Annotated in this window: 21 protein-coding genes; 11 read left to right on the top strand and 10 right to left on the bottom strand. The window is 67.1% G+C overall.

Going from position 1 to position 21,624, the window contains the following annotated elements; genetic code table 11:
- Positions 1–80 precede the first annotated feature (80 nt).
- The 3 genes from hrcA to HW466_RS15285 all read left to right on the top strand — a co-directional run bounded on the left by hrcA (position 81) and on the right by HW466_RS15285 (position 2,719).
- A complete protein-coding gene (gene hrcA, locus HW466_RS15295) occupies positions 81–1,103 on the top strand; it encodes a heat-inducible transcriptional repressor HrcA (RefSeq protein WP_059451324.1) in 1,023 nt (340 codons plus the stop codon).
- A 138-nt stretch (positions 1,104–1,241) separates the two neighbouring features.
- Entirely contained in the window at positions 1,242–2,306 is a 1,065-nt protein-coding gene (hemH, locus tag HW466_RS15290) for a ferrochelatase (RefSeq protein WP_059451325.1), read from the top strand.
- 5 nt (positions 2,307–2,311) lie between these two features.
- Entirely contained in the window at positions 2,312–2,719 is a 408-nt protein-coding gene (locus HW466_RS15285; protein WP_059451326.1) for an RNA-binding S4 domain-containing protein, read from the top strand.
- On the opposite strand, the gene HW466_RS15280 is transcribed toward HW466_RS15285, so the two are convergent.
- A complete protein-coding gene (locus tag HW466_RS15280) occupies positions 2,691–2,852 on the bottom strand; it encodes a hypothetical protein (RefSeq protein ID WP_006476841.1) in 162 nt (53 codons plus the stop codon). The two genes, HW466_RS15285 and HW466_RS15280, sit on opposite strands and share 29 nt — an antisense overlap.
- A 351-nt stretch (positions 2,853–3,203) precedes the next feature.
- Here HW466_RS15280 and grpE point away from each other — a divergent pair, with 351 nt between their 5' ends.
- The 5 genes from grpE (at position 3,204) to HW466_RS15255 (ending at position 9,611) form a co-directional block, all read left to right on the top strand.
- Positions 3,204–3,749: a nucleotide exchange factor GrpE gene (gene grpE, locus HW466_RS15275; RefSeq protein WP_059451327.1), complete on the top strand. Its 546-nt coding sequence runs from the start codon at positions 3,204–3,206 to the stop codon at positions 3,747–3,749.
- Positions 3,750–3,759: 10 nt separating this feature from the next.
- Positions 3,760–4,200 (top strand): thioredoxin family protein, encoded by a 441-nt coding sequence (locus tag HW466_RS15270; protein ID WP_151003974.1) that lies wholly within the window; start codon positions 3,760–3,762, stop codon positions 4,198–4,200.
- 147 nt (positions 4,201–4,347) lie between these two features.
- Positions 4,348–6,297, top strand: a complete 1,950-nt coding sequence (gene dnaK, locus HW466_RS15265) for a molecular chaperone DnaK (protein WP_151003972.1) — start codon at positions 4,348–4,350, stop codon at positions 6,295–6,297.
- Positions 6,298–6,550: 253 nt separating this feature from the next.
- The gene (dnaJ, locus tag HW466_RS15260; protein WP_059451330.1) at positions 6,551–7,687 is read left to right on the top strand and encodes a molecular chaperone DnaJ; all 1,137 of its coding nucleotides are present in this window, start codon (positions 6,551–6,553) and stop codon (positions 7,685–7,687) included.
- A gap of 4 nt (positions 7,688–7,691) precedes the next feature.
- A complete protein-coding gene (locus HW466_RS15255) occupies positions 7,692–9,611 on the top strand; it encodes a chorismate-binding protein (protein ID WP_151003970.1) in 1,920 nt (639 codons plus the stop codon).
- A 135-nt stretch (positions 9,612–9,746) separates the two neighbouring features.
- Here the strand turns inward: HW466_RS15255 and panB are convergent, their stop codons facing one another.
- Genes panB through hda form a run of 6 tightly spaced genes read right to left on the bottom strand, consistent with a single transcriptional unit; the run spans position 9,747 to position 14,832 of the window.
- Positions 9,747–10,562, bottom strand: coding sequence for a 3-methyl-2-oxobutanoate hydroxymethyltransferase (gene panB / locus HW466_RS15250; RefSeq protein ID WP_059451332.1), 816 nt, complete (start codon positions 10,560–10,562; stop codon positions 9,747–9,749).
- A gap of 44 nt (positions 10,563–10,606) precedes the next feature.
- A complete protein-coding gene (locus tag HW466_RS15245; RefSeq protein WP_059451333.1) occupies positions 10,607–11,293 on the bottom strand; it encodes a deoxynucleoside kinase in 687 nt (228 codons plus the stop codon).
- On the bottom strand, positions 11,290–11,832 hold the full coding sequence (folK, locus tag HW466_RS15240) for a 2-amino-4-hydroxy-6-hydroxymethyldihydropteridine diphosphokinase (protein WP_059451334.1): 543 nt from the start codon (positions 11,830–11,832) through the stop codon (positions 11,290–11,292). The genes HW466_RS15245 and folK overlap by 4 nt, the downstream gene beginning before the upstream one ends.
- A 35-nt stretch (positions 11,833–11,867) precedes the next feature.
- Positions 11,868–13,403 (bottom strand): polynucleotide adenylyltransferase PcnB, encoded by a 1,536-nt coding sequence (gene pcnB, locus HW466_RS15235; RefSeq protein WP_151003968.1) that lies wholly within the window; start codon positions 13,401–13,403, stop codon positions 11,868–11,870.
- 5 nt (positions 13,404–13,408) lie between these two features.
- Positions 13,409–14,086 (bottom strand): histidinol-phosphatase, encoded by a 678-nt coding sequence (locus HW466_RS15230; protein WP_006750664.1) that lies wholly within the window; start codon positions 14,084–14,086, stop codon positions 13,409–13,411.
- An 11-nt stretch (positions 14,087–14,097) separates the two neighbouring features.
- Positions 14,098–14,832: a DnaA regulatory inactivator Hda gene (gene hda / locus HW466_RS15225; RefSeq protein WP_044844057.1), complete on the bottom strand. Its 735-nt coding sequence runs from the start codon at positions 14,830–14,832 to the stop codon at positions 14,098–14,100.
- 247 nt (positions 14,833–15,079) lie between these two features.
- Here hda and purM point away from each other — a divergent pair, with 247 nt between their 5' ends.
- Both purM and HW466_RS15215 read left to right on the top strand, forming a co-directional pair.
- Positions 15,080–16,135, top strand: a complete 1,056-nt coding sequence (purM, locus tag HW466_RS15220; protein WP_059506963.1) for a phosphoribosylformylglycinamidine cyclo-ligase — start codon at positions 15,080–15,082, stop codon at positions 16,133–16,135.
- A gap of 107 nt (positions 16,136–16,242) precedes the next feature.
- Positions 16,243–16,638 carry a YybH family protein gene (locus HW466_RS15215; protein WP_151003966.1) on the top strand — a complete coding sequence of 132 codons (396 nt, stop codon included), beginning with the start codon at positions 16,243–16,245 and terminating at the stop codon, positions 16,636–16,638.
- A 52-nt stretch (positions 16,639–16,690) separates the two neighbouring features.
- On the opposite strand, the gene miaA is transcribed toward HW466_RS15215, so the two are convergent.
- Entirely contained in the window at positions 16,691–17,668 is a 978-nt protein-coding gene (miaA, locus tag HW466_RS15210; RefSeq protein ID WP_174905551.1) for a tRNA (adenosine(37)-N6)-dimethylallyltransferase MiaA, read from the bottom strand.
- Complete coding sequence (gene mutL / locus HW466_RS15205) at positions 17,665–19,662, bottom strand: DNA mismatch repair endonuclease MutL (RefSeq protein WP_151003322.1); 1,998 nt, start codon at positions 19,660–19,662, stop codon at positions 17,665–17,667. Before mutL ends, miaA begins: the two co-directional genes overlap by 4 nt.
- 171 nt (positions 19,663–19,833) lie before the next feature.
- On the opposite strand from mutL, the gene HW466_RS15200 reads away from it, so the two are divergent.
- Entirely contained in the window at positions 19,834–20,517 is a 684-nt protein-coding gene (locus HW466_RS15200) for a DedA family protein (protein ID WP_059506967.1), read from the top strand.
- An 83-nt stretch (positions 20,518–20,600) separates the two neighbouring features.
- On the opposite strand, the gene HW466_RS15195 is transcribed toward HW466_RS15200, so the two are convergent.
- Positions 20,601–21,413, bottom strand: a complete 813-nt coding sequence (locus HW466_RS15195; protein WP_059506968.1) for a mechanosensitive ion channel family protein — start codon at positions 21,411–21,413, stop codon at positions 20,601–20,603.
- Positions 21,414–21,624 lie beyond the last annotated feature (211 nt).

Below are 21,624 nucleotides of genomic sequence, written 5' to 3'. Positions count from 1 at the left end.
CAGGGCCGGATCGATCGGCCCGTGCGACAGTGGCCGCGGCCACTCGCCGTGCTCGCGCGGTTGCGCTAAAATTTTCCACCATGCTAGATCCTCGCGCACGAACCCTCCTGAAAACCCTGATCGAACGGTATATCGCCGACGGTCAGCCGGTCGGCTCGCGCACGTTGTCCCGTTATTCCGGGCTCGAGCTGAGCCCGGCAACGATCCGCAACGTGATGTCCGACCTGGAGGAGCTCGGCCTCGTGTCGAGCCCGCATACGTCGGCCGGCCGCGTACCGACGCCGCGCGGCTACCGGCTGTTCGTCGACACGATGCTGACGGTCGAGGCGCCGATCGACGCCGAGGCCGTCGCGCGCCAGGTGCAGAACACGCTGCAGGCGGGCGAACCGCAGCAACGCGTGGTGGCAGCCGCGGCGAGCGTGCTGTCCAACCTGTCGCAGTTCGCGGGCGTCGTGCTGACGCCGCGCCGCAGCCATGTATTCAAGCAGATCGAGTTCATGCGCCTGTCGGACAAGCGCATCTTGCTGATCATCGTCACGCCCGAGGGCGACGTGCAGAACCGCATGCTCGCGACGCCGCGCGACTATTCGCCGTCCCAGCTCACCGAGGCATCCAACTACATCAATGCGCACTTCGCCGGGCTGTCCTTCGACGAGGTGCGCCGCCGCCTGCGCGACGAGATCGACCAGCTGCGCGGCGACATGACCACGCTGATGCACGCGGCCGTGACGGCCAGCACCGAGGTGCCCGACACCGAGGACACCGTGCTCATTTCCGGCGAGCGCAACCTGCTCGAGGTGGCGGATCTGTCGTCCGACATGGCGCGGCTGCGCAAGTTGTTCGACGTATTCGACCAAAAGACGGGCCTCCTTCAATTGCTCGACGTGTCGAGCCACGCGCAGGGCGTGCAGATATTCATCGGCGGCGAATCGACGCTGGTGCCGATCGAGGAAATGAGCGTCGTGACGGCGCCCTACGAGGTGAACGGCAAGATCGTCGGCACGCTCGGCGTGATCGGCCCGACTCGCATGGCGTATAACCGCGTGATCCCGATCGTCGACATCACCGCGCGGCTGCTGTCGCTCACGCTGAGCCAGCAGTAACCCGAACCGATACCGTTTCGCCATCGTGCCGCGACGCCGCGTGCATCGCCAGTCGGCCGAACGGCCAGCCGACCCGAGCAAGGCGGCCCGCTATAATTGAGGGCCGTCCGACTGCGTGCCCCGAGCACGTTTCTGCCCATGCGTTTCGATCTCGAGCCGCCTTCGAGTGTTGCCGCCTCCCATCGCATCGGCGTGCTGCTGATCAATCTCGGCACGCCCGACGCCCCGACGCCGCGCGCGGTGCGGCGCTATCTGGCCGAATTCCTGTCGGATCCCCGCGTCGTCGAAATCCCGCAGGCGATCTGGCAGGTCCTGCTGCGCACGTTGATCCTGCCGCTGCGCGGCCGCGCGTCCGCGAAGAAATACGCTGCCGTCTGGATGCCAGAGGGCTCGCCGCTGCGCGTGTACACCGAGCGGCAGACCGAAGGCGTGCGCCACCTGCTCGCATCGAACGGCTACCAGGTAACGGTCGACTACGCGATGCGCTACGGCAGTCCGGGCATTGCGCAGGCCCTCGCGCAGTTCAAGCGGGCGGGCGTCGAGCGCGTGCTGCTGATGCCGATGTATCCGCAATACTCGGCGTCCACCACCGCCACCGCATTCGATGCCGCGTTCGCCGCGCTCGCGCGGATGCGCAACCAGCCGGAGGTGCGCACGGTGCGGCAATATGCCGACCATCCGGCCTACATCCATGCACTCGCGGAGCAGGTGCGCCATTACTGGGCGCAGCACGGCCGGCCCGACTTCGCGGCCGGCGACAAGCTCGTGCTGAGTTTTCACGGGGTGCCGAAACGCACGCTCGACCTGGGCGATCCCTATCACGACCAGTGCCAGCAGACGGGCGCGCTGCTGATGGCCGCGCTCGGGCTGTCGACGCTCGAATGCCGTGTGACGTTCCAGTCGCGCTTCGGCAAGGCCGAGTGGCTGCAGCCATACACGGCGCCGACGCTGCGCGAGCTCGGGGAGGCCGGCGTGCGGCGGGCCGACGTGTTCTGTCCCGGGTTTACGGCCGATTGTCTGGAGACGATCGAGGAGATCGGGATGGAGGTGCGCGACGAGTTCATCGCGGGCGGCGGCCAGGCCTTCCACCGGATTCCGTGCCTGAACGGCGCGCCGGCCTGGATCGGCGCGCTGGGCGAGATCGTCGCCGAGAATCTGCAGGGCTGGCCGGTGAAGGCCGCCCAGCCCGAAACGGTGAGCTGAACGCGATGAACTACAAGATTTCGACGGAACCCGGCGCCAGGCTGCGCATCGACAAATGGCTGTGGGCAGCGCGCTTCTTCAAGACGCGCTCGCTCGCGTCCGACGCGGTCGACAAGGGCCACGTGAAGATCGGCGGGGCGGCAGTCAAGCCGGCGAAGGACGTGCGCGTCGGCGACGAGGTCGAGATTGCGATCGACGGTGTCGTCTGGCACATTGCCGTGCTCGGCATCTGCGACGTGCGCGGGCCCGCGAGCATCGCGCAGACGCTTTACGAGGAAACGGAAGCGGGGCGCGTCGCGCGGCTCGCCGAACTGGAGCGGCGCCGCACGTATCGCGAGCCGGCGGCGGAACTGCACGGCCGGCCGACCAAGCGCGACCGGCGCATCATCGACAGATTTTCTGGTGGGAGCTGAACATCTGGTCGAAGGTAGCCCGCGCGCTTCCGTATTCGGTCGTGCGGTCGGTCACGGCTCCGGACAGGCAGATGGTGGTGGTGCCGGCAATCAGTACCAGCGCGACCACCGATATGGCAAAGGTCAATTTCACGGTACTCGCCTCGCTCGGACGGTGAATGCGGCGCCAGGTGGATGTCAGGCGGCGGTAAGCTAGGGTAAACGCGCTTTCTCGACGCTTGAATGGAGTGTAGTGCAGCCCCCTGTGGCGAGCTAGTACTTGCCTGGTAAGCGTTGTTACCGGCCGTTTCGTCTGATCTGACGACAAATGCGCGCAATCGGGCAGCGCGCGGTGCGGTTGTTTCGCGGTATTGGCGAATACCGGCGAATAGCCCTCTTGAAATCGCAGTTTTCGCCCTTATTTGCACCAACAATGTGCGGTGCCGCCGGCATACGATCCGGCGGTTGCCGATTTGGCTTCAACCTCTAATCGACTTTCAGCGACATGGAAAACACGCAAGAGAACCCGGCTACCCAATCGGCCGAAGAGATCGGCAGCGAGAAGCAGGCGGCGCAAGGCGCTGCTCCCGCCGCCGAAGCAGCCGACGCGGCGCTCGCGGAGGCTCAAGCCAAGGTCGCCGAGCTGCAGGAGAGCTTCCTCCGGGCGAAGGCCGAGACCGAGAACGTGCGCCGTCGTGCGCAGGAAGATGTGTCGAAGGCGCACAAGTTTGCGATCGAGGGCTTCGCGGAGCACCTGCTGCCCGTGCTGGACAGCCTCGAGGCTGCCGTCAGCGACACGTCCGGCGACATCGCGAAGGTGCGTGAAGGCGTCGAGCTGACGCTGCGCCAACTGACGAGCGCGCTCGAGAAGGGCCGCGTCGTCGCGATCAACCCGGTCGGCGAGAAGTTCGATCCGCACCAGCACCAGGCGATTTCGATGGTGCCGGCCGATCAGGAGCCGAACACCGTGGTGGCCGTGCTGCAAAAGGGCTACATGATCGCGGACCGCGTGCTGCGCCCGGCGCTCGTCACGGTCGCCCAGCCGAAGTAAGGCTGCCGCGATGATTCCCGCCGGCGTCGATCCGGCCGCGTTCGAAGCGTTCGACATGCAGGCGCTGGCGGCCGACACGTTCGACGCCGCTGTCGCCGGCGCCGGCGACGCGCTCGCCGTGGTGTTCTTCTGGGGCGTCGACTGCTTCAACTGCGAGATCGCGAAGAAGGCGATGCTCGCCCGGCCGGACGCGATCCGCGCGCTGGATCTGAAGTGGTTCCACTGCAACGTATACGAACATCATGAGCTGGGGCGCCGCTTCGGCCTGCACGGCGTGCCGACGTGGTTCTTTTTTCATCGCGGCAAGCGGCTCGGCCGCGCGACCGGCTGGCATGGCCTGGCGCAGTTCCAGGCGGCGGTGTCGGCGGCGCGCGCGAAGATCGCCGCGGCCGCCGGTGCGCCGTCGGAGCGCGACGGCGGTCCGCACGATCCGTCTACCGGCGGCGATTGAAAAAATTTAATATCCGCATCGCTTGGCGGGTCTTGAAAACGGATCGGCCGGACGCATTTCGGGAACAGAGTTGAATTCTGGCGCGCGAAACCGCCCAAAAAAGCGGCGTTTCGCGCAGCAAACAAGCATTTCTGGAGATTAGGAAAAATGGGAAAGATCATCGGTATTGACCTCGGCACCACGAACTCGTGCGTCGCCATCATGGAAGGCAACCAGGTCAAGGTCATCGAGAACTCGGAAGGCGCGCGCACCACGCCGTCGATCATCGCCTACATGGACGATAACGAAGTGCTCGTCGGCGCACCGGCCAAGCGTCAGTCCGTGACCAACCCGAAGAACACGCTGTTCGCGGTGAAGCGCCTGATCGGCCGCCGCTTCGAAGAGAAGGAAGTCCAGAAGGACATCGGCCTGATGCCGTACGCGATCATCAAGGCCGACAACGGCGACGCATGGGTCGAAGCGCACGGCGAGAAGCTGGCGCCGCCGCAGGTTTCGGCGGAAGTGCTGCGCAAGATGAAGAAGACGGCCGAAGACTACCTCGGCGAGCCGGTCACGGAAGCCGTGATCACGGTGCCGGCTTACTTCAACGACAGCCAGCGTCAGGCGACCAAGGACGCCGGCCGCATCGCGGGCCTCGAAGTCAAGCGGATCATCAACGAGCCGACCGCGGCTGCGCTCGCATTCGGCCTCGACAAGGCCGAGAAGGGCGACCGCAAGATCGCCGTGTATGACCTCGGCGGCGGCACGTTCGACGTGTCGATCATCGAGATCGCGGACGTCGACGGCGAAATGCAGTTCGAAGTGCTGTCGACCAACGGCGACACGTTCCTCGGCGGCGAGGACTTCGACCAACGCATCATCGATTACATCATCGGCGAATTCAAGAAGGAGCAGGGCGTCGACCTGTCGAAGGACGTGCTCGCGCTGCAGCGCCTGAAGGAAGCCGCCGAAAAGGCGAAGATCGAGCTGTCGTCGAGCCAGCAGACCGAAATCAACCTGCCGTACATCACGGCCGACGCATCGGGTCCGAAGCACCTGAACCTCAAGATCACCCGCGCGAAGCTGGAAGCGCTGGTCGAGGACCTGGTCGAGCGCACGATCGAACCGTGCCGCATCGCGATCAAGGACGCCGGCGTCAAGGTGTCGGACATCGACGACGTAATCCTGGTCGGCGGCCAGACCCGCATGCCGAAGGTGCAGGAGAAGGTGAAGGAGTTCTTCGGCAAGGATCCGCGCCGTGACGTGAACCCGGACGAAGCCGTCGCAGTCGGCGCGGCGATCCAGGGCCAGGTGCTGTCGGGCGATCGCAAGGACGTGCTGCTGCTCGACGTGACCCCGCTGTCGCTCGGCATCGAAACGCTCGGCGGCGTGATGACGAAGATGATCAACAAGAACACGACGATCCCGACGAAGCACGCACAGGTGTATTCGACGGCGGACGACAACCAGTCGGCCGTGACGATCAAGGTGTTCCAGGGCGAACGCGAGATGGCGGCAGGCAACAAGCTGCTCGGCGAGTTCAACCTCGAAGGCATCCCGCCCGCACCGCGCGGCGTGCCGCAGATCGAAGTGACCTTCGACATCGACGCGAACGGCATCCTGCACGTCGGCGCGAAGGACAAGGCGACCGGCAAGGAAAACAAGATCACGATCAAGGCGAACTCGGGTCTGTCCGACGCCGAAATCGACCAGATGATCAAGGACGCGGAAGCGAACGCAGCGGAAGACCACAAGCTGCGCGAGCTGGCCGATTCGCGCAACCAGGGCGACGCGCTGGTCCACAGCACGAAGAAGGCGCTCACCGAGTACGGCGACAAGCTGGACGCGGGCGAGAAGGAAAAGATCGAAGCGGCGCTGAAGTCGCTCGAGGACGTGCTGAAGGATACGTCGGCCGACAAGGCGGCGATCGACTCGAAGGTCGAGGAGCTCGGCAAGGCTTCGCAGAAGCTCGGCGAAAAGATGTACGCCGACATGCAGGCGCAGCAGGCTGGTGCGGCCGGCGCGGCGGGTGCAGCGGAAGGTGCGGCCCACGCGGGTGCGCAGCAGGCTGCGGACGACGTCGTCGACGCCGAGTTCAAGGAAGTGAAGAAGGACTGAGCCGGGTTGCCATGGCACCGCACGCCGCGCGCGACACGCGCGCGGCGCGGCTGAACAGCGGTCTGTCTTTCCTTCCGGATGGCCGGATCGACTCCACGCCTGGCGGGCTTCGCGGCCCTCCGGGCACATTTGTTTTTTGGCGGGTGCTGCGCGAGCCGTCCGCGGACGGCGCAGCGCCAGACGAGTCGAGAGACTTTACTGCGGGCGAAAGGAGCCGCCGCGTGCATGACGCGCGTCGGCACAGCGAATCGATATGGCGAAACGGGATTACTACGAGGTTCTGGGCGTCGCGAAGAATGCGAGCGACGACGAAATCAAGAAGGCGTATCGCAAGCTTGCGATGAAGTATCACCCTGACCGCAATCCGGACAGCAAGGATGCGGAAGAGCATTTCAAGGAAGCGAAGGAAGCCTATGAAATGCTGTCGGACGACCAGAAGCGCGCGGCGTACGATCAGTATGGCCACGCGGGCGTCGATCCGAACATGGGCGGTGCGGGCGGACAGGGTTTCGGCGGTTTCGCGGACGCGTTCGGCGACATCTTCGGCGACATCTTCGGTCAGGCCGCGGGCGGTGCCGCGCGCGGCGGCCGCGGCGGGCCGCAGGTGTATCGCGGCGCCGACCTGCGCTACAGCATGGAAATCACGCTCGAGCAGGCCGCGCACGGCTACGACACGCAGATCCGCGTGCCGAGCTGGGTGTCGTGCGAAGTCTGTCACGGATCGGGCGCGAAGCCGGGCACGAAGCCGGAAACCTGCCCGACGTGCCACGGCCAGGGCACGGTGCGCATGTCGCAGGGCTTCTTCAGCATCCAGCAGACCTGCCCGAAGTGTCACGGCACCGGCACCTACATCCCCGAACCGTGCGTGCACTGCCACGGCTCGGGCAAGGTGAAGGAAACCAAGACGCTCGAAGTGAAGATCCCGGCTGGCATCGACGACGGGATGCGGATCCGCTCGGCCGGCAACGGCGAGCCGGGCATCAACGGCGGGCCGCCGGGCGACCTGTACGTCGAGATCCACATCAAGCCGCACTCGGTGTTCGAGCGCGACGGCGACGATCTGCACTGCCAGATGCCGATTCCGTTCACGACCGCCGCACTCGGCGGCGAGATCGAGGTGCCGACGCTGGCCGGCCGTGCGTCGTTCCCGGTGCCGGAAGGCACGCAGTCGGGCAAGACGTTCCGCCTGCGCGGCAAGGGCATCAAGGGTCTGCGTTCGAGCATCGCGGGCGATCTGTACGTCCACGTGCAGGTCGAGACGCCCGTGAAGCTGACCGAGCAGCAGCGGGACCTGCTCAAGCAGTTCGAGAAGTCGCTGGCCGAGGGCGGTGCGCGTCACAGCCCGCAGAGCAAGAGCTGGTTCGACCGGGTGAAGAGCTTCTTCGAGTAACGGCATGACTGAAGGCAACGAGAGCGCGTCGTTCGCGCTCTTGGACGATTGCGACTCGACCGCGTCCGCGCGGTCGAGTCGTTTGTATTCCGGTTTCGTGCGCGAACGCGTGTGCACGGATCCGGCACGGCTCGACGAACTCGATGCGGCGGTGATGCAGGATCTGCGCGACGGGCTGCATGCGGTCGTCGTCGGCGATTACGAATTCGGACGCAATCTCGAAAGAGCGCAGCCGGGCCATGCCCCGCTGCGCTTTTTGCTGTATGCGCGCTGCGAGCGCCTGTCGCGCGACGAAGTCGACGCGTGGCTCGCGCAGCAGGACGGCGGCGGTGCGCCGACGATCGCGGGCGTCGCGCACGTCGCGAAGAGCGTGTCGCGCGATGCGTTCGACGCGGCGATTGCCGCCGTGCACGACGCGCTGCGCGCGGGCGATTCGTATCAGATCAACTACACGTACCGGCTGAATTTCGACATGTTCGGCACACCGCTCGCGCTGTACCGGCGGTTGCGCGCGCGACAGCCCGTGCGTTACGGCGCGCTGATCGCGCTGCCCGACGGTACGTGGGTCGTGTCGTGCTCGCCCGAGCTGTTCGTCGAGAAGCACGGCGGCGTGCTGCGCGCGCGGCCGATGAAGGGCACCGCGCCGCGCTCGGCCGATCCGCGCGACGACGCGGCCGCCGCCGCGTTCCTCGCCAGCGATCCGAAGAACCGCGCGGAAAACGTGATGATCGTCGATTTGCTGCGCAACGACGTGTCGCGGATCGCGCGCACGGGCACGGTGAGGGTGCCGGCGCTGTTCTCGGTCGAACCGTACGCGTCGGTCTGGCAGATGACGTCGACGGTCGAAGCCGGCTGGCGCGACGGCACCACGTTCGCGCAGATGCTGCGTGCGCTGTTTCCATGCGGATCGATCACCGGTGCGCCGAAGCACAAGACGATGGAACTGATCGACGCGATCGAGTCGACGCCGCGCGGGCTCTATACGGGCGCGATCGGCTGGCTCGACGCGCCGAGGAACAGGGCGTCGGCAGACGATGCGTCGCGCGACGATGCGGGCGGCTGCGGTGATTTCTGCCTGTCGGTCGCGATCCGGACACTGACGCTCGAGGCGGTCGATGCCGAGGGCGCCGCAACGATCGCTACGCGTGACGCGGCAACGGCCGCGGCCGGCCGGCGACGCGGCACGATGGGTGTCGGCGCGGGCATCGTGCTCGACAGCGTCGCCGCCGACGAATATGCGGAGTGCGAATTGAAGGCGCGATTCCTGACCGACGCCGATCCCGGCTTCCAGCTGTTCGAGACCACCGCCGCGACGCGAGCGGACGGCATCCGGCATCTCGAGCGCCATCTCGCGCGGCTGCGGCGCAGCGCAGATGCATTCGGCTTCCGCCTCGATGCCGATGCGTTGCGCCGCGAGATCGACGCGCGCTGCGCGGCGCTCGACGGCGACGGCCCGTACCGGATGAAGCTCGCGCTCGCGAAGGACGGCGCGGTCGACATCACGGCCGCGCCGCTGAAGCCGCTGCCCGCGGGGCCGGTCGGCGTGATGCTCGCGTCCGCGCACGGCTTCGCACCGACGCGCACGGACGACGCGCTGCTGGTGCACAAGACGACGCGCCGTGCCGAATACGACCGTGCATGGCAAGCGGCGGAGGCGCTGGGCGGCTTCGACATGCTGTTCGTCAACGAGCGCGGCGAGGTGACGGAAGGCGGCCGCTCGAATCTGTTCGTGAAGCTCGACGGACGATGGGTGACTCCACCGCTGTCGAGCGGCGTGCTGCCGGGCGTGATGCGCGGCGTGCTGCTCGACGATCGCACGTTCGGCGCCGAGGAGCGCATCGTCACGCTCGACGACCTGGCGCGCGCCGACGCGTTGCTGCTGACCAATGCACTGCGCGGTGCGCTCGATGCGGTATTGAAATGACGCGATGAGCGCCCGGGCCGCGTGTCCGAAGAACCGGCACCGTCGATCTTCGGCAACGCGGCGCCGCCCAAAGAAAAAGCGCGGCACCCTGCAAAGGGTGCCGCGCTTTTTTATCGAACGGACGCTAACCGCGCGTCAGAACGAGTGTTCCGGGCCCGGGAACGAGCCGTCCTTCACGGCGCTCACGTACGCTTCGACGGCCGCCTGGATGTTCGGCTGGCCCTGCATGAAATCCTTCACGAAACGCGGGCGCTTGCCGGGGAAAATGCCGAGCATGTCGTGCAGCACCAGCACCTGGCCCGAGCAATCGAGGCCTGCGCCGATGCCGATCGTCGGAATCTTCAGCATGTGCGTGACCTCGGACGCGACGAGCGTCGGCACCGCTTCGAGCACGACGAGCTGCGCGCCGGCATCTTCGATCGCGCGCGCATCGCGCAGCAGCTGCGCGGCACCGGCTTCGGTGCGGCCCTGCACCTTGAAGCCGCCGAACGCATGCACCGACTGCGGCGTGAGACCGAGGTGCGCGCACACCGGCACCGAGCGTTCGACGAGGAAGCGGATCGTGTCGGCGAGCCATTCGCCGCCTTCGAGCTTGACCATCTGCGCGCCGGCGCGCATCAGCGTCACCGCGTTCGCGAACGCCTCCGCCGGCGTGCCGTACGTGCCGAACGGCAAATCGGCGACGACGAGCGCGCGCGGTTGCACACGCGCGACGCATGCGGTGTGGTAGGCGATGTCGTCGATCGACACGGGGAGCGTGGTGGTGTGGCCCTGCAGCACGTTGCCGAGCGAGTCGCCGATCAGCAGCACATCGGTGCCGGCGCGATCGAGCAGCGCGGAAAAGCTCGCGTCGTAGCAGGTGAGCATCGCGATCTTCTCGCCGGCCTCGCGCATTGCCTGCAGCTTGGGCACGGTGACGGCAGGCCGGCTCGATTCCTGGAGATAGGTCATGGGAAATCCGGTTCGATAGGGAGGAGCGACCGAGCGAGGACGCGTCAGCGCGTCGTCTCGCCCTTGACGAAGAATTCCTTGCGGCCGCGCATCGTGTCGATGCGCTCGATCAGCAGCGCGAGGTCGTCGGGGGAGTCTTGCGGGTTCAGGTGTTCGGCTGCGACCGTGAGCACCGGCGTGCGGTCGTAGTGGTAGAAGAATTCGTTGTACGCATCGACGAGCGAGCGCAGGTACGCGTCGCTGATCTGCAGCTCCATCGGCAGCCCGCGCTTCTGGATGCGCGAGAACAGCACCTCTGGGCTCGCCTGCAGATAGATGACGAGATCGGGCGCGGGGGCTTGCGGCACGTCCACGTGCGTCGCGATAGACCGGTACAGCTGCCATTCGTCTTCCGGCAGGTTCAGCCGCGCGAAGATGTCGTTCTTCTGCGGCATGAAATCGGCGACGACGGGCCGGCCCGTATCGAGCGCGCCGATCAGTTCGCGCGCCTGCTGCGCGCGCTGCAGCGCGAACGACAGCTGCGCGGGCAGCGCGTAGCGCGCGGTGTCGCGATAGAAGCGTTCGAGAAACGGGTTGTCCTGCGGGCGCTCGAGCAGCGTCTGCATCGACCAGCGCTCGGCGAACAGGCGCGCGAGCGTCGTCTTGCCGACGCCGATGGGCCCTTCGATCACCAGATAGCGATGCGGGGCGCGCAGGTCGGGCGCGGTGACGGTCAGCGGATTGATGTTCATCGGCAGCGGTTCTTGTCGGCGTCAGCGCCGGCGGCAAGGGCCTTCTGCATCAGGCATTGACAGGTCTGCACCTTCTCGACGCGCTGATCCGCGACGGAGGCGAGGTACGCATCGGCGCGGCCGCGCGCGGGGATGTCGAGCGCCGGCTCGATCTCGACGAGCGGCACGAGCGCGAATGCGCGATCGGTGAGGCGCGGATGCGGGACGATCAGGTCGGGCTCGTCGATCGAATCTGAGCCGAACAGCAGGATATCGAGGTCGAGCGTGCGCGGCGCGTTGCGATACGGGCGCTCGCGCCCGAAGTGATGTTCGATCTTCTGGCAGAGCGCGAGCAGCTCACGGGCCGACAGCGTCGTGTCGATCTTGACGACGCAGTTGTAGTAGTCGTCGCCGCCCGCTTCGAAGGGCGCCGTGCGATACAGGCTCGATTTGCCGAGGATCGAGATGGTGCGCTGCTGCGCGAGGCACACCACCGCGTCCTTCAGGGTCTGGCGCGCATCGCCGAGATTCGCCCCCAGTCCGATATATGCAACCGTCATGGCATCACTTCCTACGTCGTTCGCCGGCGTGCGCGTCAGTCGTCGGAACCGCCCGCGGTGTCCGGCGCCTGCTCGGCGGCGCTTTCGCCCGGCTTGCGGTTTCGCGCGCCGCCGCGGCGGCGCCGCTTGCGGGGCGATTTCTCCTTCGAGCCGCCCTGCGTGAGGAGTGCCTCGCGCGCGGCCGCGTCGCCTTCGATGAAATCCGTCCACCACTGTCCGACTTGCGCATCGAGCTCGCCGGATTCGCAGCGTAACAGGAGGAAATCATACCCCGCTCTAAACCTTTGGTGTTCCAGCAGCCGCATCGCGCTGCGGCCCGAGCGTTTTTCTAGGCGCAGCTGCAGGCCCCAGATCTCGCGCATGTCGGCCGAGTAGCGCTTGTGGATCGCGAGTTTCTCGGTCTGCATGTCGATCACGTCGTCCATCGCGCGATGGAGCGCCGGCACCGGGAATTCGCCTTCCGCCGTGTATTGCTCGAAGCGCTGGCGCATGTCGTGCCACAGCAGCGTCGCGAACAGGAAACCCGGCGACACAGGCTTGCCGGCGCGCACGCGCGCGTCGGTGTTGTTCAGCGCGAGCGTGATGAACTTCTCGCCCTGCGGCTGTTCGAGCACGACGTCGAGGAGCGGCAGCAGCCCGTGGTGCAGCCCTTCCTTGCGCAGCCGCTGCAGGCATGCGAGCGCGTGGCCCGACAGCAGCAGCTTCAGCATTTCGTCGAACAGGCGCGCGGCCGGCACGTTGTTGACGAGATCGGCGAGCGCGTTGATCGGCTCGCGCGTGTGCGGCTCGATCTCGAAGCCGAGCTTCGCCGCGAAACGCACGACGCGCAGCATCCGCACCGGATCCTCGCGATAGCGCGTGGCCGGGTCGCCGATCATCCGCAACAGGCGGGCGCGCATGTCGGCCATCCCGTCGTGGTAGTCGAGCACCGTCTGCGTCGACGGGTCGTAGTACATCGCGTTGATCGTGAAGTCGCGGCGCGCGGCGTCTTCGTGCTGCTCGCCCCACACGTTGTCGCGCAGCACGCGGCCGCTGGCGTCCACCGCATGCGTGCGGCGGTCGAGCTCGTCGCGCTTCAGGCGCTTCGGCGGCTCGGCCGCGGCGGCTTCGGGCGGCGCGTCGACCAGTGCGCGGAACGTCGACACCTCGATCAGTTCCTGGCCGAACTGCACGTGGACGATCTGGAAGCGGCGGCCGATCAGGCGCGCGCGGCGGAACAGCCGCTGCACCTCGGTCGGCGTTGCGTCGGTCGCGACGTCGAAGTCCTTCGGTGCGATGCCGAGCAGCAGGTCGCGCACCGCGCCGCCGACGATGAACGCGCGAAAGCCCGCCTGCTGCAGCGTGTCGGTCACGCGTACGGCATTGCGCGAGATCAGCGACGGATCGATCTGGTGCACGCTGGCCGGCACGACGGTCGGTTCATGATTGCTGCGCGGCTTCTTCGCGGCGCCGCCGCGGCTGCCCTTCGCGGGGCGCTGCGCAGCGGCCGTGTCGGCGGCGGGTGCCTCGGCGGGCGACGTTTGTTCGGCGCCGTCCTGGCCGAGCAGCTTGCGAATGAATTTTTTGATCACGACGTTCAGAAGAGATCGAGGATGCGCCAGCCGCGGTTGCTTGCATGCGCACGCAGCGTGTCGTCGGGGTTGGTCGCGATCGGGTCGGTGACTTTCTCGAGCAACGGGATGTCGTTGTGCGAGTCGCTGTAGAAGTAGCTGTGTTCGAAGTCGTCCCAGTGCTTGCCGAGCGACGCGAGCCACGCTTCGGTGCGCACGATCTTGCCTTCGCGATAGCTCGGCGTGCCGGTCGGCCGGCCCGTGTACGGCGAGTCGGGATGCCCGTCGGTCGTTTCGACCTCGCACGCGATCAGCGTGTCGACGCCGAACGCGGTCGCGATCGGGCGCGTGATGAACTCGTTGGTCGCGGTCACGACGCAGCACAGGTCGCCGGCATCGAGGTGCTTGCGCACGAGCTCGAGCGCGGCGGGCGTCATCGCGGGGCGAATCACCTCGTGCATGTACTGCTCGTGCCATTCGGCGAGCTGCGCGCGCGAATACTTCGCGAGCGGCGTGAGCATCGCGCACAGGTACGCATGGATGTCGAGCTTGCCGGCCTTGTAGTCGGCGAAGAACTGATCGTTCTGACGCGAGAAGCTTTCCGCGTCGACGATGCCGAGCTTCACCATGAAGCGGCCCCATTCGTGGTCGCTATCGGTCGGGATCAGCGTGTGATCGAGGTCAAAGAGTGCCAGATTAGTCATGGATGCGCATTTTACTCGAAGCGGTTCGGGCCTGTGCCCGGCGGCGCGATGTCGTCGCCGGGGCGGGCCAGCATCCGGCGCAACAGCGGCAGCGTGACGGCGCGTTTCTGCTCGAGCGAGAAGCGGTCGAGCGCGTCGAGCAGCGCCATCAGGCTCGGCATGTCGCGGCGGAAATGGGTCAGCAGGTAGGCGGCGATGTCGTCGGTGAGCGCGATCCCGCGCTCCTTCGCCGCGAGCTTCAGCACGGCGATCTTGCCGGCGTCGGACGGCGGCGACAGGTGAAACACGAGCCCCCAGCCGAGCCGCGTGCGCAGATCCTCGCGCACGTCGAGCGCGAGCGGCGCCGCGGGCCCCGCCGCGACGAACGCGCTCGAGGGGTGCGCGCGGACCTCGTTGAACAGGTTGAACAGCGCGACCTGCTGGGTATCGCTCATCTTGTCGCAGTCGTCGATCGCGTAGATGCCGATGCGCGGGTCGAACGTGAACGCGCCGAGCGGGCTTTGCGGCGTCAGGTAGCGCGCGTAGCCGTACGACGCGTCGCTCACGAGCGCCTGCAGCAGATGGGTGCGGCCGCTGCCGGGCTCGCCCCAGATGTAGAACGACCGGTCCGGCACGGGCCCTGCCGCGAGCGCGAGGTCGAGCTTCTGGAGCCGCGAGATGAGCTCGTCGTTCTCCTCATTCATGATGAAGTTGTCGAACGTGGCGGGCGGCGGCGTGCCGAGATCGAGCGTCAGTTGACGGGACACAACAGTCACAATGCGGGTCGGTTGATGAAACGCGCGCCGTACGCCGGGCACGCGCGGGGGGCTGCTCCGGTGCCTGCACACTCGGCCGCACGCACGGCGGCGCGCGGGTTTCGGCGCGGCTCGCGTGGCGATGAAAACGGGGACGTGTCGACCAAGATGCAATCCCTGACGATTCGGTGCTGGGAATTCCGGCCAACGGGCCGGCTTCGGGTAAAATCGCATTTTACCGACCTTCTCGCATTCCCCCATGAATCCTCCGAAATCCGCTCCCGACGCTCAGGGTCTGTCCTACCGCGACGCAGGCGTCGACATCGACGCGGGCGACGCCCTCATCGACAAGATCAAGCCTTTTGCGAAGAAAACCCTGCGCGACGGCGTGCTCGGCGGCATCGGCGGGTTCGGCGCGCTGTTCGAAGTGCCGAAGAAGTACAAGGAGCCGGTGCTCGTGTCGGGCACCGACGGCGTGGGCACCAAGCTCAAGCTGGCCTTTCATCTGAACAAACACGACACCGTCGGCCAGGATCTGGTGGCGATGAGCGTGAACGACATCCTCGTGCAGGGCGCCGAGCCGCTGTTCTTCCTCGACTACTTCGCGTGCGGCAAGCTCGACGTCGACACGGCCGCCACGGTCGTCAAGGGCATCGCGCACGGCTGCGAGCTGTCCGGCTGCGCGCTGATCGGCGGCGAGACCGCCGAAATGCCGGGCATGTACCCGGACGGCGAATACGACCTGGCCGGCTTCGCGGTCGGCGCGGTCGAGAAGAGCAAGATCATCGACGGCAGCACGATCGCCGAAGGCGACGTGGTGCTCGGCCTCGCGTCGAGCGGCATCCACTCGAACGGCTTCTCGCTCGTGCGCAAGATCATCGAGCGCGCGAATCCCGACCTGTCGGCCGATTTCCACGGCCGCTCGCTGGCCGACACGCTGATGGCGCCCACGCGCATCTACGTGAAGCCGCTGCTCGCGCTGATGCAGAAGCTGTCGGTGAAGGGCATGGCCCACATCACCGGTGGCGGCCTCGTCGAGAACATTCCGCGCGTGCTGCGCGAAGGCCTGACGGCCGAGCTCGACCAGAACGCTTGGCCGCTGCCGCCGCTGTTCAAGTGGCTGCAGGAGCACGGCGGCGTCGCCGACGCGGAAATGCACCGCGTGTTCAACTGCGGGATCGGGATGGCCGTGATCGTCGCGGCGGCCGATGCCGACGCCGCGATCGCCGAGCTGACGGCCGCCGGCGAACAGGTGTGGAAGATCGGCACCGTGCGTGCGAGCCGCGAAGGCGAGGCGCAGACGGTCGTGGTCTGACGCACCGCACGCAGGATGCAGCAAGCAAAGCCGCCCGGAGTCGATCCGGGCGGCTTTTTTTCTGGCATGGCCCCGCGTATCGGCGGGCCGCCGAAGGAGGAACGACGATGACCGAGGACGAACGCGCGATTCGCGATCTGGTGGAAACCTGGTTCGTGTCGAGCCGGCGCGGCGATCTGGCGAGCGTGCTCGACCTGATCGCCGACGACGCGATTTTCATGGTGGCCGGCCAGCCGCCGTTCGACAAGGCAGCATTCGCGGCCGCGTCGCGCGATGCAAACGCGGCGGCGGGCAATGGGCCGAAGGTCGACGGCCGTTACCGGATCGACGAACTGCGCGTGATGGGCGACTGGGCGTACATGCGCAATTTCATCGAGATCGAGGCGACGCCCCCGGCCGGCGAGACGGTGCGCCGCGCCGGCCATACGCTGACGATCTTCCGCAAGTCGAATGGCCGATGGCAGTTGGTGCGGGACGCGAATCTCGTGATGCTCGTGCACTGAGCGGGAGGAGCATCGCTGCCGGCCAGGATCGATGCGTATCGATCCGGCCCCGTCAGCGATCCTCGATACGGCCGTCCAGCACGCGCTCGAGCGCGTCGACGGCCCGGCCGGTCGAATCCGGCGCGATGCAGTCGACGACGACGCGCTCGGGCATCGCGCGCAGCCACGTGATCTGCCGCTTGCAGAGCTGGCGCGTCGCGAAGATGCCCTTGTCGCGCATCGTCCGGTAATCGGTGTCGCCGTCGAGGAATTCCCACACTTGCCGATAGCCGACGCAACGCATCGACGGCAGGCCGGGATGGAGATCGTCGCGGCGGCGCAGTCGCTCGACTTCGTCGATGAAGCCGGCGTCGAGCATCGCGTCGAAGCGTTGCGCGATGCGCGCGTGCAACACAGCGCGATCCGACGGTTCGAGCGCGACCGGCACGAAGCGGTAAGCGGCCGCCGCGTCGTCGATGCGCGTCGGCGGGGCGAGCAGTGCCGACATCGGCTGCCCGCTCAGCATGAACACTTCCAGCGCGCGCTGGATCCGTTGCGAGTCGTTCGGGGCGAGCCGCGCGGCCGTGGCCGGGTCGACCTGCGCGAGCCGCGCGTGCAGCGCGGGCCAGCCGTCGCGTGCGGCGTCGGCGTCCAGTTCCGCGCGCACGGCCGGGTCGGCCGTCGGCAGGTCGTTGAGGCCCTGCGTCAGCGCCCTGTAGTACAGCATCGTGCCGCCCGCGAGCAGCGGCGTGCGGCCGCGCGCGGCGATCTCGCCGATCACGCGCAGCGCATCCGCGCGGAAACTGGCGGCCGAATAGGCGTCGGCCGGGTCGATGATGTCGATCAGGTGGTGCGGCACGCTCGCGCGCTCGTCGCGCGTCGGCTTCGCGGTGCCGATATCCATGTCGCGGTAGACGAGCGCCGAATCGACGCTGACGATCTCGATCGGGCGGCGCGCGGCGAGCGCCAGCGCGGCCGCCGTCTTGCCGGAGGCGGTCGGGCCGAGCAGACAGGCGATCGTCGTAGGGCGGGGCTGCGATGAAGCGCTCATTGGCCGCGCATGAAGAGACGGTCGAGGTCGTTCAGCGTGAGCTGGTACCAGGTCGGCCGGCCGTGATTGCATTGGTCCGCGCGTTCGGTCGCTTCCATTTGGCGCAGCAGCGCGTTCATCTCGTCGAGCGTCAGGCGCCGGTTCGCGCGCACCGCGTGGTGGCACGCGAGCGTGCCGAGCAGCTCGTGCTGGCGCTCGGTGAGCACGCGCGAGCCGCCGAACGCGTGCAGGTCGGCGAGCACCGCGCGCGCGAGCGACTGCAGGTCGGCGTCCTTCAGCAGTGCGGGCACGGCGCGGATCGCGAGCGTCGTCGGCGACAGCACCGCGAGGTCGAAGCCGAGCGATTCGAGCGTGTCGCGTTCTTCCTCGACCGTGCCGATCTCGACCGGCGTCGCCGTCATCGATATCGGCAGCAGCAGTGACTGCACCGCGACCGTGCGGTCGGCCAGCGCATTCTTGAACTGTTCGTACAGGATCCGCTCGTGTGCCGCGTGCATGTCGACGATCACGAGGCCGTGCGCGTTCTGCGCGAGCACATAGATTCCGTGGATCTGGCCGAGCGCGAACCCGAGCGGCTGCTCGTCATGCACGCTCGCGGCAGCGGGCGATGTGGCGAAGCCCGGCAGCGGCGCGACGGGCGCATTGGCTGCGTCCGCCGAATCGCGCGCGAGGGCCGTCGTGCCGTCCGGTGTACCCGCACCCGTGTCCTTGCGGCCGAACAGCGCATCGTAGAGCGCGAGCGGTTGCGCGACCGGCAGCGTGCCCTGCGTCATGCGTGCCTGACGCATCCACGTGTTGCCCGACGACGACGATGACCGCGCCGCCGAGAAGCCGCTACTGCCGCCCGCGCCGGTGGCCGTGCCCTGGCCGAGCGGCGTATTCAGGAACGATGCGGGGCTGCTTGGCGCCGGCGCGAGTTGCGCGGCATGGCCGCCCGCGGTGGTTTCCGGCGACGCGCCCGCATGGCGCGCGAGTGCGCGCTGCACCGCGTGGAACACGTATTGGTGGATCGAGCGCGAATCGCGGAATCGCACCTCGATCTTCGACGGGTGCACGTTCACGTCGACGGCTTCCGGCGGCAGGTCGAGGAACAGCACGTACGACGGATAGCGGTCGCCGTGAAGGACGTCCTCGTATGCCGCGCGTACCGCGTGCGTGAGCAGCTTGTCGCGCACGAAGCGGCCGTTGACGAAGAAGTATTGCTGGTCGGCGCGGCCGCGGCTCGCCGTCGGCAGGCCCGCGCAGCCATAGACGGCCAGCGGCCCCGCCTGCTCGTCGAGCGGCAGGTGCGCGGTCGCGAAGCCGTCGCCGAGAATCTTCGCGACCCGCTGTGCGGGCTCCGTCGCATTCCAGTGCTCGACGGCCTTGCCGTTGTGCAGCACCGAGATCGCGACGTCCGGCCGTGCGAGCGCCGCGCGGCGGATCATTTCGAGGCAGTGGCCGAACTCGGTCTGCTCGCTTTTCAGGAACTTGCGGCGCGCGGGCGTGTTGAAGTACAGCTCGCGCACCTCGATCGTCGTGCCGACCGCGCCGGCAGCCGGCGACAGCGCGCCGGTGGTCGCGTCGATCTTCGTCGCATGCGCGGCGTCGGCCGTGCGGCTCGTGATCGACATCTCGGCCACCGACGCGATCGACGCGAGCGCTTCGCCGCGAAACCCCAGCGTCGCGACGGCCTCCAGCTCCTCGAGCGAGCGGATCTTGCTCGTCGCGTGGCGCATCAGTGCGAGCGGCAGTTCGGCGGGCGGGATGCCGCAGCCGTCGTCGGTGATCGAGATGCGCTTGACGCCGCCTTCCTCGAGCACGATGCGCAGCGTCGTCGCGCCGGCGTCCATCGCGTTCTCGAGCAGCTCCTTGACGACCGACGCCGGGCGTTCGACGACCTCGCCGGCAGCGATCTGGCTGATCAACTGGTCGGGCAGGGGCTGGATCGCGCGCAGCGGGCGCGGAGCGGGGGCGGGCGCGGCGCCCGCGGCCGTTTCGGTGATTTCGGACATGGCCGAATTATAGCGAGGCGGCGCGGGCGTGCCGGGGGCGGTGCCGGTTACGTTTTTTCACGGAGCCTTAAGGTAGTTTCGGTATGATGGCTCCGTTCCGCGCGCCGCCTTGTCCGGCGGGCATATCCGCATTTTGGCCGTTCGGGCCCTTTCGCCTTCGAGGAATCGCATTTGGATACGCTGCTTCATTTCGTCAACCTGGTCCTGCATATCGACGCGTTCCTCGGCGACTTCATCCGGCAGTACGGTGCGTGGGTGTATCTGGTGCTGTTCCTGATCGTGTTCTGCGAGACGGGCCTCGTCGTGCTGCCGTTCCTGCCGGGCGATTCGCTGCTGTTCATCGGCGGCGCGTTCGCGGCGACGGGCGACATGAACGTCGCCGCGCTGATCGTGCTGCTGCTCGTTGCGGCGACCGCCGGCAATACCGTGAACTACATGATCGGCCGCTGGATCGGGCCGAAGGTCTTCAATACGCATATTCCGGTGCTCGAACGCTTCCTCGATCGCGCGGCGCTGCAGAAGACGCATACCTTCTACGACAAGCACGGCGGCAAGACGATCGTGCTCGCGCGCTTCATCCCGGTGGTGCGCACGTTCGCGCCGTTCGTTGCCGGCGCGTCGTCGATGAGCGTCGCGCGCTTCCAGCTGTTCAACGTGATCGGCGCGCTGGTCTGGGTGCTGCTGCTGGTGCTGCTCGGCTACTTCTTCGGCAATATTCCGTTCATCCGCCAGTATCTGAACGTGATCGTGCTGGCAGGGATCGGTGCGGCGATCGTGCCGGTTGCGCTCGGCGCGCTGTGGAAGCTGGTGCGTGGGCGGCGATCGGACAGCACGCCGAACGCGGGCGGGCGCTGAGCCGGACGATTTCGCTTCGGCGCAGTGAAAAAGCGTGGCGGTTGCCACGCTTTTTTTTCGTCCGTGCGGGCCGCACCGTTTCGTCAGTTCGTGCGATGGAAGATCGGCGTTTCGGGCGTCGGGTATTGCGCGTCGCGGAACGTCTCGAGAATCACGCGGTTGGTATCGCAGTACACCTGCCAGTAATTCTCCGGCTGCGTCGACGGACGCACGAACAGGAGCGGACCTTCCGGCGTGAACTGCAGCACGCCGACATCCGGCGCCGGCACTTTCAGCACGTTCGGGATCAACTGGATCTGCGTCTTCAGGCGATTGATCGCATCGGCCGCGTCGACGCCGTTCGCGATCTTGGCGGTCAGGTCGACGCGGCGATGCGGCGTCGCGCTGTAGTTCGCGATGTTGTCCGAGAAGATCTTGTTGTTGCCGACGATCGTCACGACGTTGTCGGCGGTGACGATCGTCGTGCCGAACAGGCCGAGCTCCTTCACCGTGCCCGTGACGCCGCCCGCGCTGATCACGTCGCCGATCTTGAACGGACGCAGCACCTGCATGAACACGCCGGCGGCGAAGTGGGCAAGCAGCCCGCCCCAGGCGGTGCCGATCGCGAGGCCGAGGCCGGCGAGCAGCGCGGCGAACGACGTCGTCTGCACGCCGAAGATCTGCAGGATCGCGAGGATCAGCAGGATCGTCAGCAGCACGCTGACGACCGAGGTCAGGTAGTCGGTAAGCGTCGGATCGACCTTGCCGCTACGGCGCACGACCTTGCCGAGCAGGCGCGTGGCGATGCGGATCGCCCAGCGGCCGACGAACCACAAGACGATCGCGGCGAGGAGGTTGAGGCCGAAGTCGAGGCCGCGGGTCATCAGGAATTGTTGGGCGGATTCCAGATTCAGCATGAGGGCTCCAAGGCGGGTTTAAAGGATGGCCTGCGGCCGATATTCGTCGCACGGTTATAACCGACCCTTGAGACCGAGACAACCACCGCGCCTGCTTGGGCGACGGCATCGAAAACGTTTCAATCAGCGCGACGCACGCTGTTTTTCGGTGCGTAAGCATTGTTAAATCCATCATGCAATCCGAATTAATTACCGCCTATTACCGCAGGTT

It is taken from the genome of Burkholderia territorii, from assembly GCF_902833055.1.
Lineage (GTDB): Bacteria > Pseudomonadota > Gammaproteobacteria > Burkholderiales > Burkholderiaceae > Burkholderia > Burkholderia territorii.
The sequence above is the reverse complement of the archived record's forward strand: the minus strand, read 5'-3'. Positions and strand labels throughout refer to the sequence as shown.

Excerpts from the sequence above, each read along its gene's own strand:
- hrcA (WP_059451324.1), top strand. The coding sequence starts at position 81 with ATGCTAGATCCTCGCGCACGAACCCTCCTGAAAACCCTGATCGAACGG.
- hemH (WP_059451325.1), top strand. The coding sequence starts at position 1,242 with ATGCGTTTCGATCTCGAGCCGCCTTCGAGTGTTGCCGCCTCCCATCGC.
- HW466_RS15285 (WP_059451326.1), top strand. The coding sequence starts at position 2,312 with ATGAACTACAAGATTTCGACGGAACCCGGCGCCAGGCTGCGCATCGAC.
- grpE (WP_059451327.1), top strand. The coding sequence starts at position 3,204 with ATGGAAAACACGCAAGAGAACCCGGCTACCCAATCGGCCGAAGAGATC.
- HW466_RS15270 (WP_151003974.1), top strand. The coding sequence starts at position 3,760 with ATGATTCCCGCCGGCGTCGATCCGGCCGCGTTCGAAGCGTTCGACATG.
- dnaK (WP_151003972.1), top strand. The coding sequence starts at position 4,348 with ATGGGAAAGATCATCGGTATTGACCTCGGCACCACGAACTCGTGCGTC.
- dnaJ (WP_059451330.1), top strand. The coding sequence starts at position 6,551 with ATGGCGAAACGGGATTACTACGAGGTTCTGGGCGTCGCGAAGAATGCG.
- HW466_RS15255 (WP_151003970.1), top strand. The coding sequence starts at position 7,692 with ATGACTGAAGGCAACGAGAGCGCGTCGTTCGCGCTCTTGGACGATTGC.
- panB (WP_059451332.1), bottom strand. The coding sequence starts at position 10,562 with ATGACCTATCTCCAGGAATCGAGCCGGCCTGCCGTCACCGTGCCCAAG.
- HW466_RS15245 (WP_059451333.1), bottom strand. The coding sequence starts at position 11,293 with ATGAACATCAATCCGCTGACCGTCACCGCGCCCGACCTGCGCGCCCCG.
- folK (WP_059451334.1), bottom strand. The coding sequence starts at position 11,832 with ATGACGGTTGCATATATCGGACTGGGGGCGAATCTCGGCGATGCGCGC.
- HW466_RS15230 (WP_006750664.1), bottom strand. The coding sequence starts at position 14,086 with ATGACTAATCTGGCACTCTTTGACCTCGATCACACGCTGATCCCGACC.
- purM (WP_059506963.1), top strand. The coding sequence starts at position 15,080 with ATGAATCCTCCGAAATCCGCTCCCGACGCTCAGGGTCTGTCCTACCGC.
- HW466_RS15215 (WP_151003966.1), top strand. The coding sequence starts at position 16,243 with ATGACCGAGGACGAACGCGCGATTCGCGATCTGGTGGAAACCTGGTTC.
- miaA (WP_174905551.1), bottom strand. The coding sequence starts at position 17,668 with ATGAGCGCTTCATCGCAGCCCCGCCCTACGACGATCGCCTGTCTGCTC.
- mutL (WP_151003322.1), bottom strand. The coding sequence starts at position 19,662 with ATGTCCGAAATCACCGAAACGGCCGCGGGCGCCGCGCCCGCCCCCGCT.
- HW466_RS15195 (WP_059506968.1), bottom strand. The coding sequence starts at position 21,413 with ATGCTGAATCTGGAATCCGCCCAACAATTCCTGATGACCCGCGGCCTC.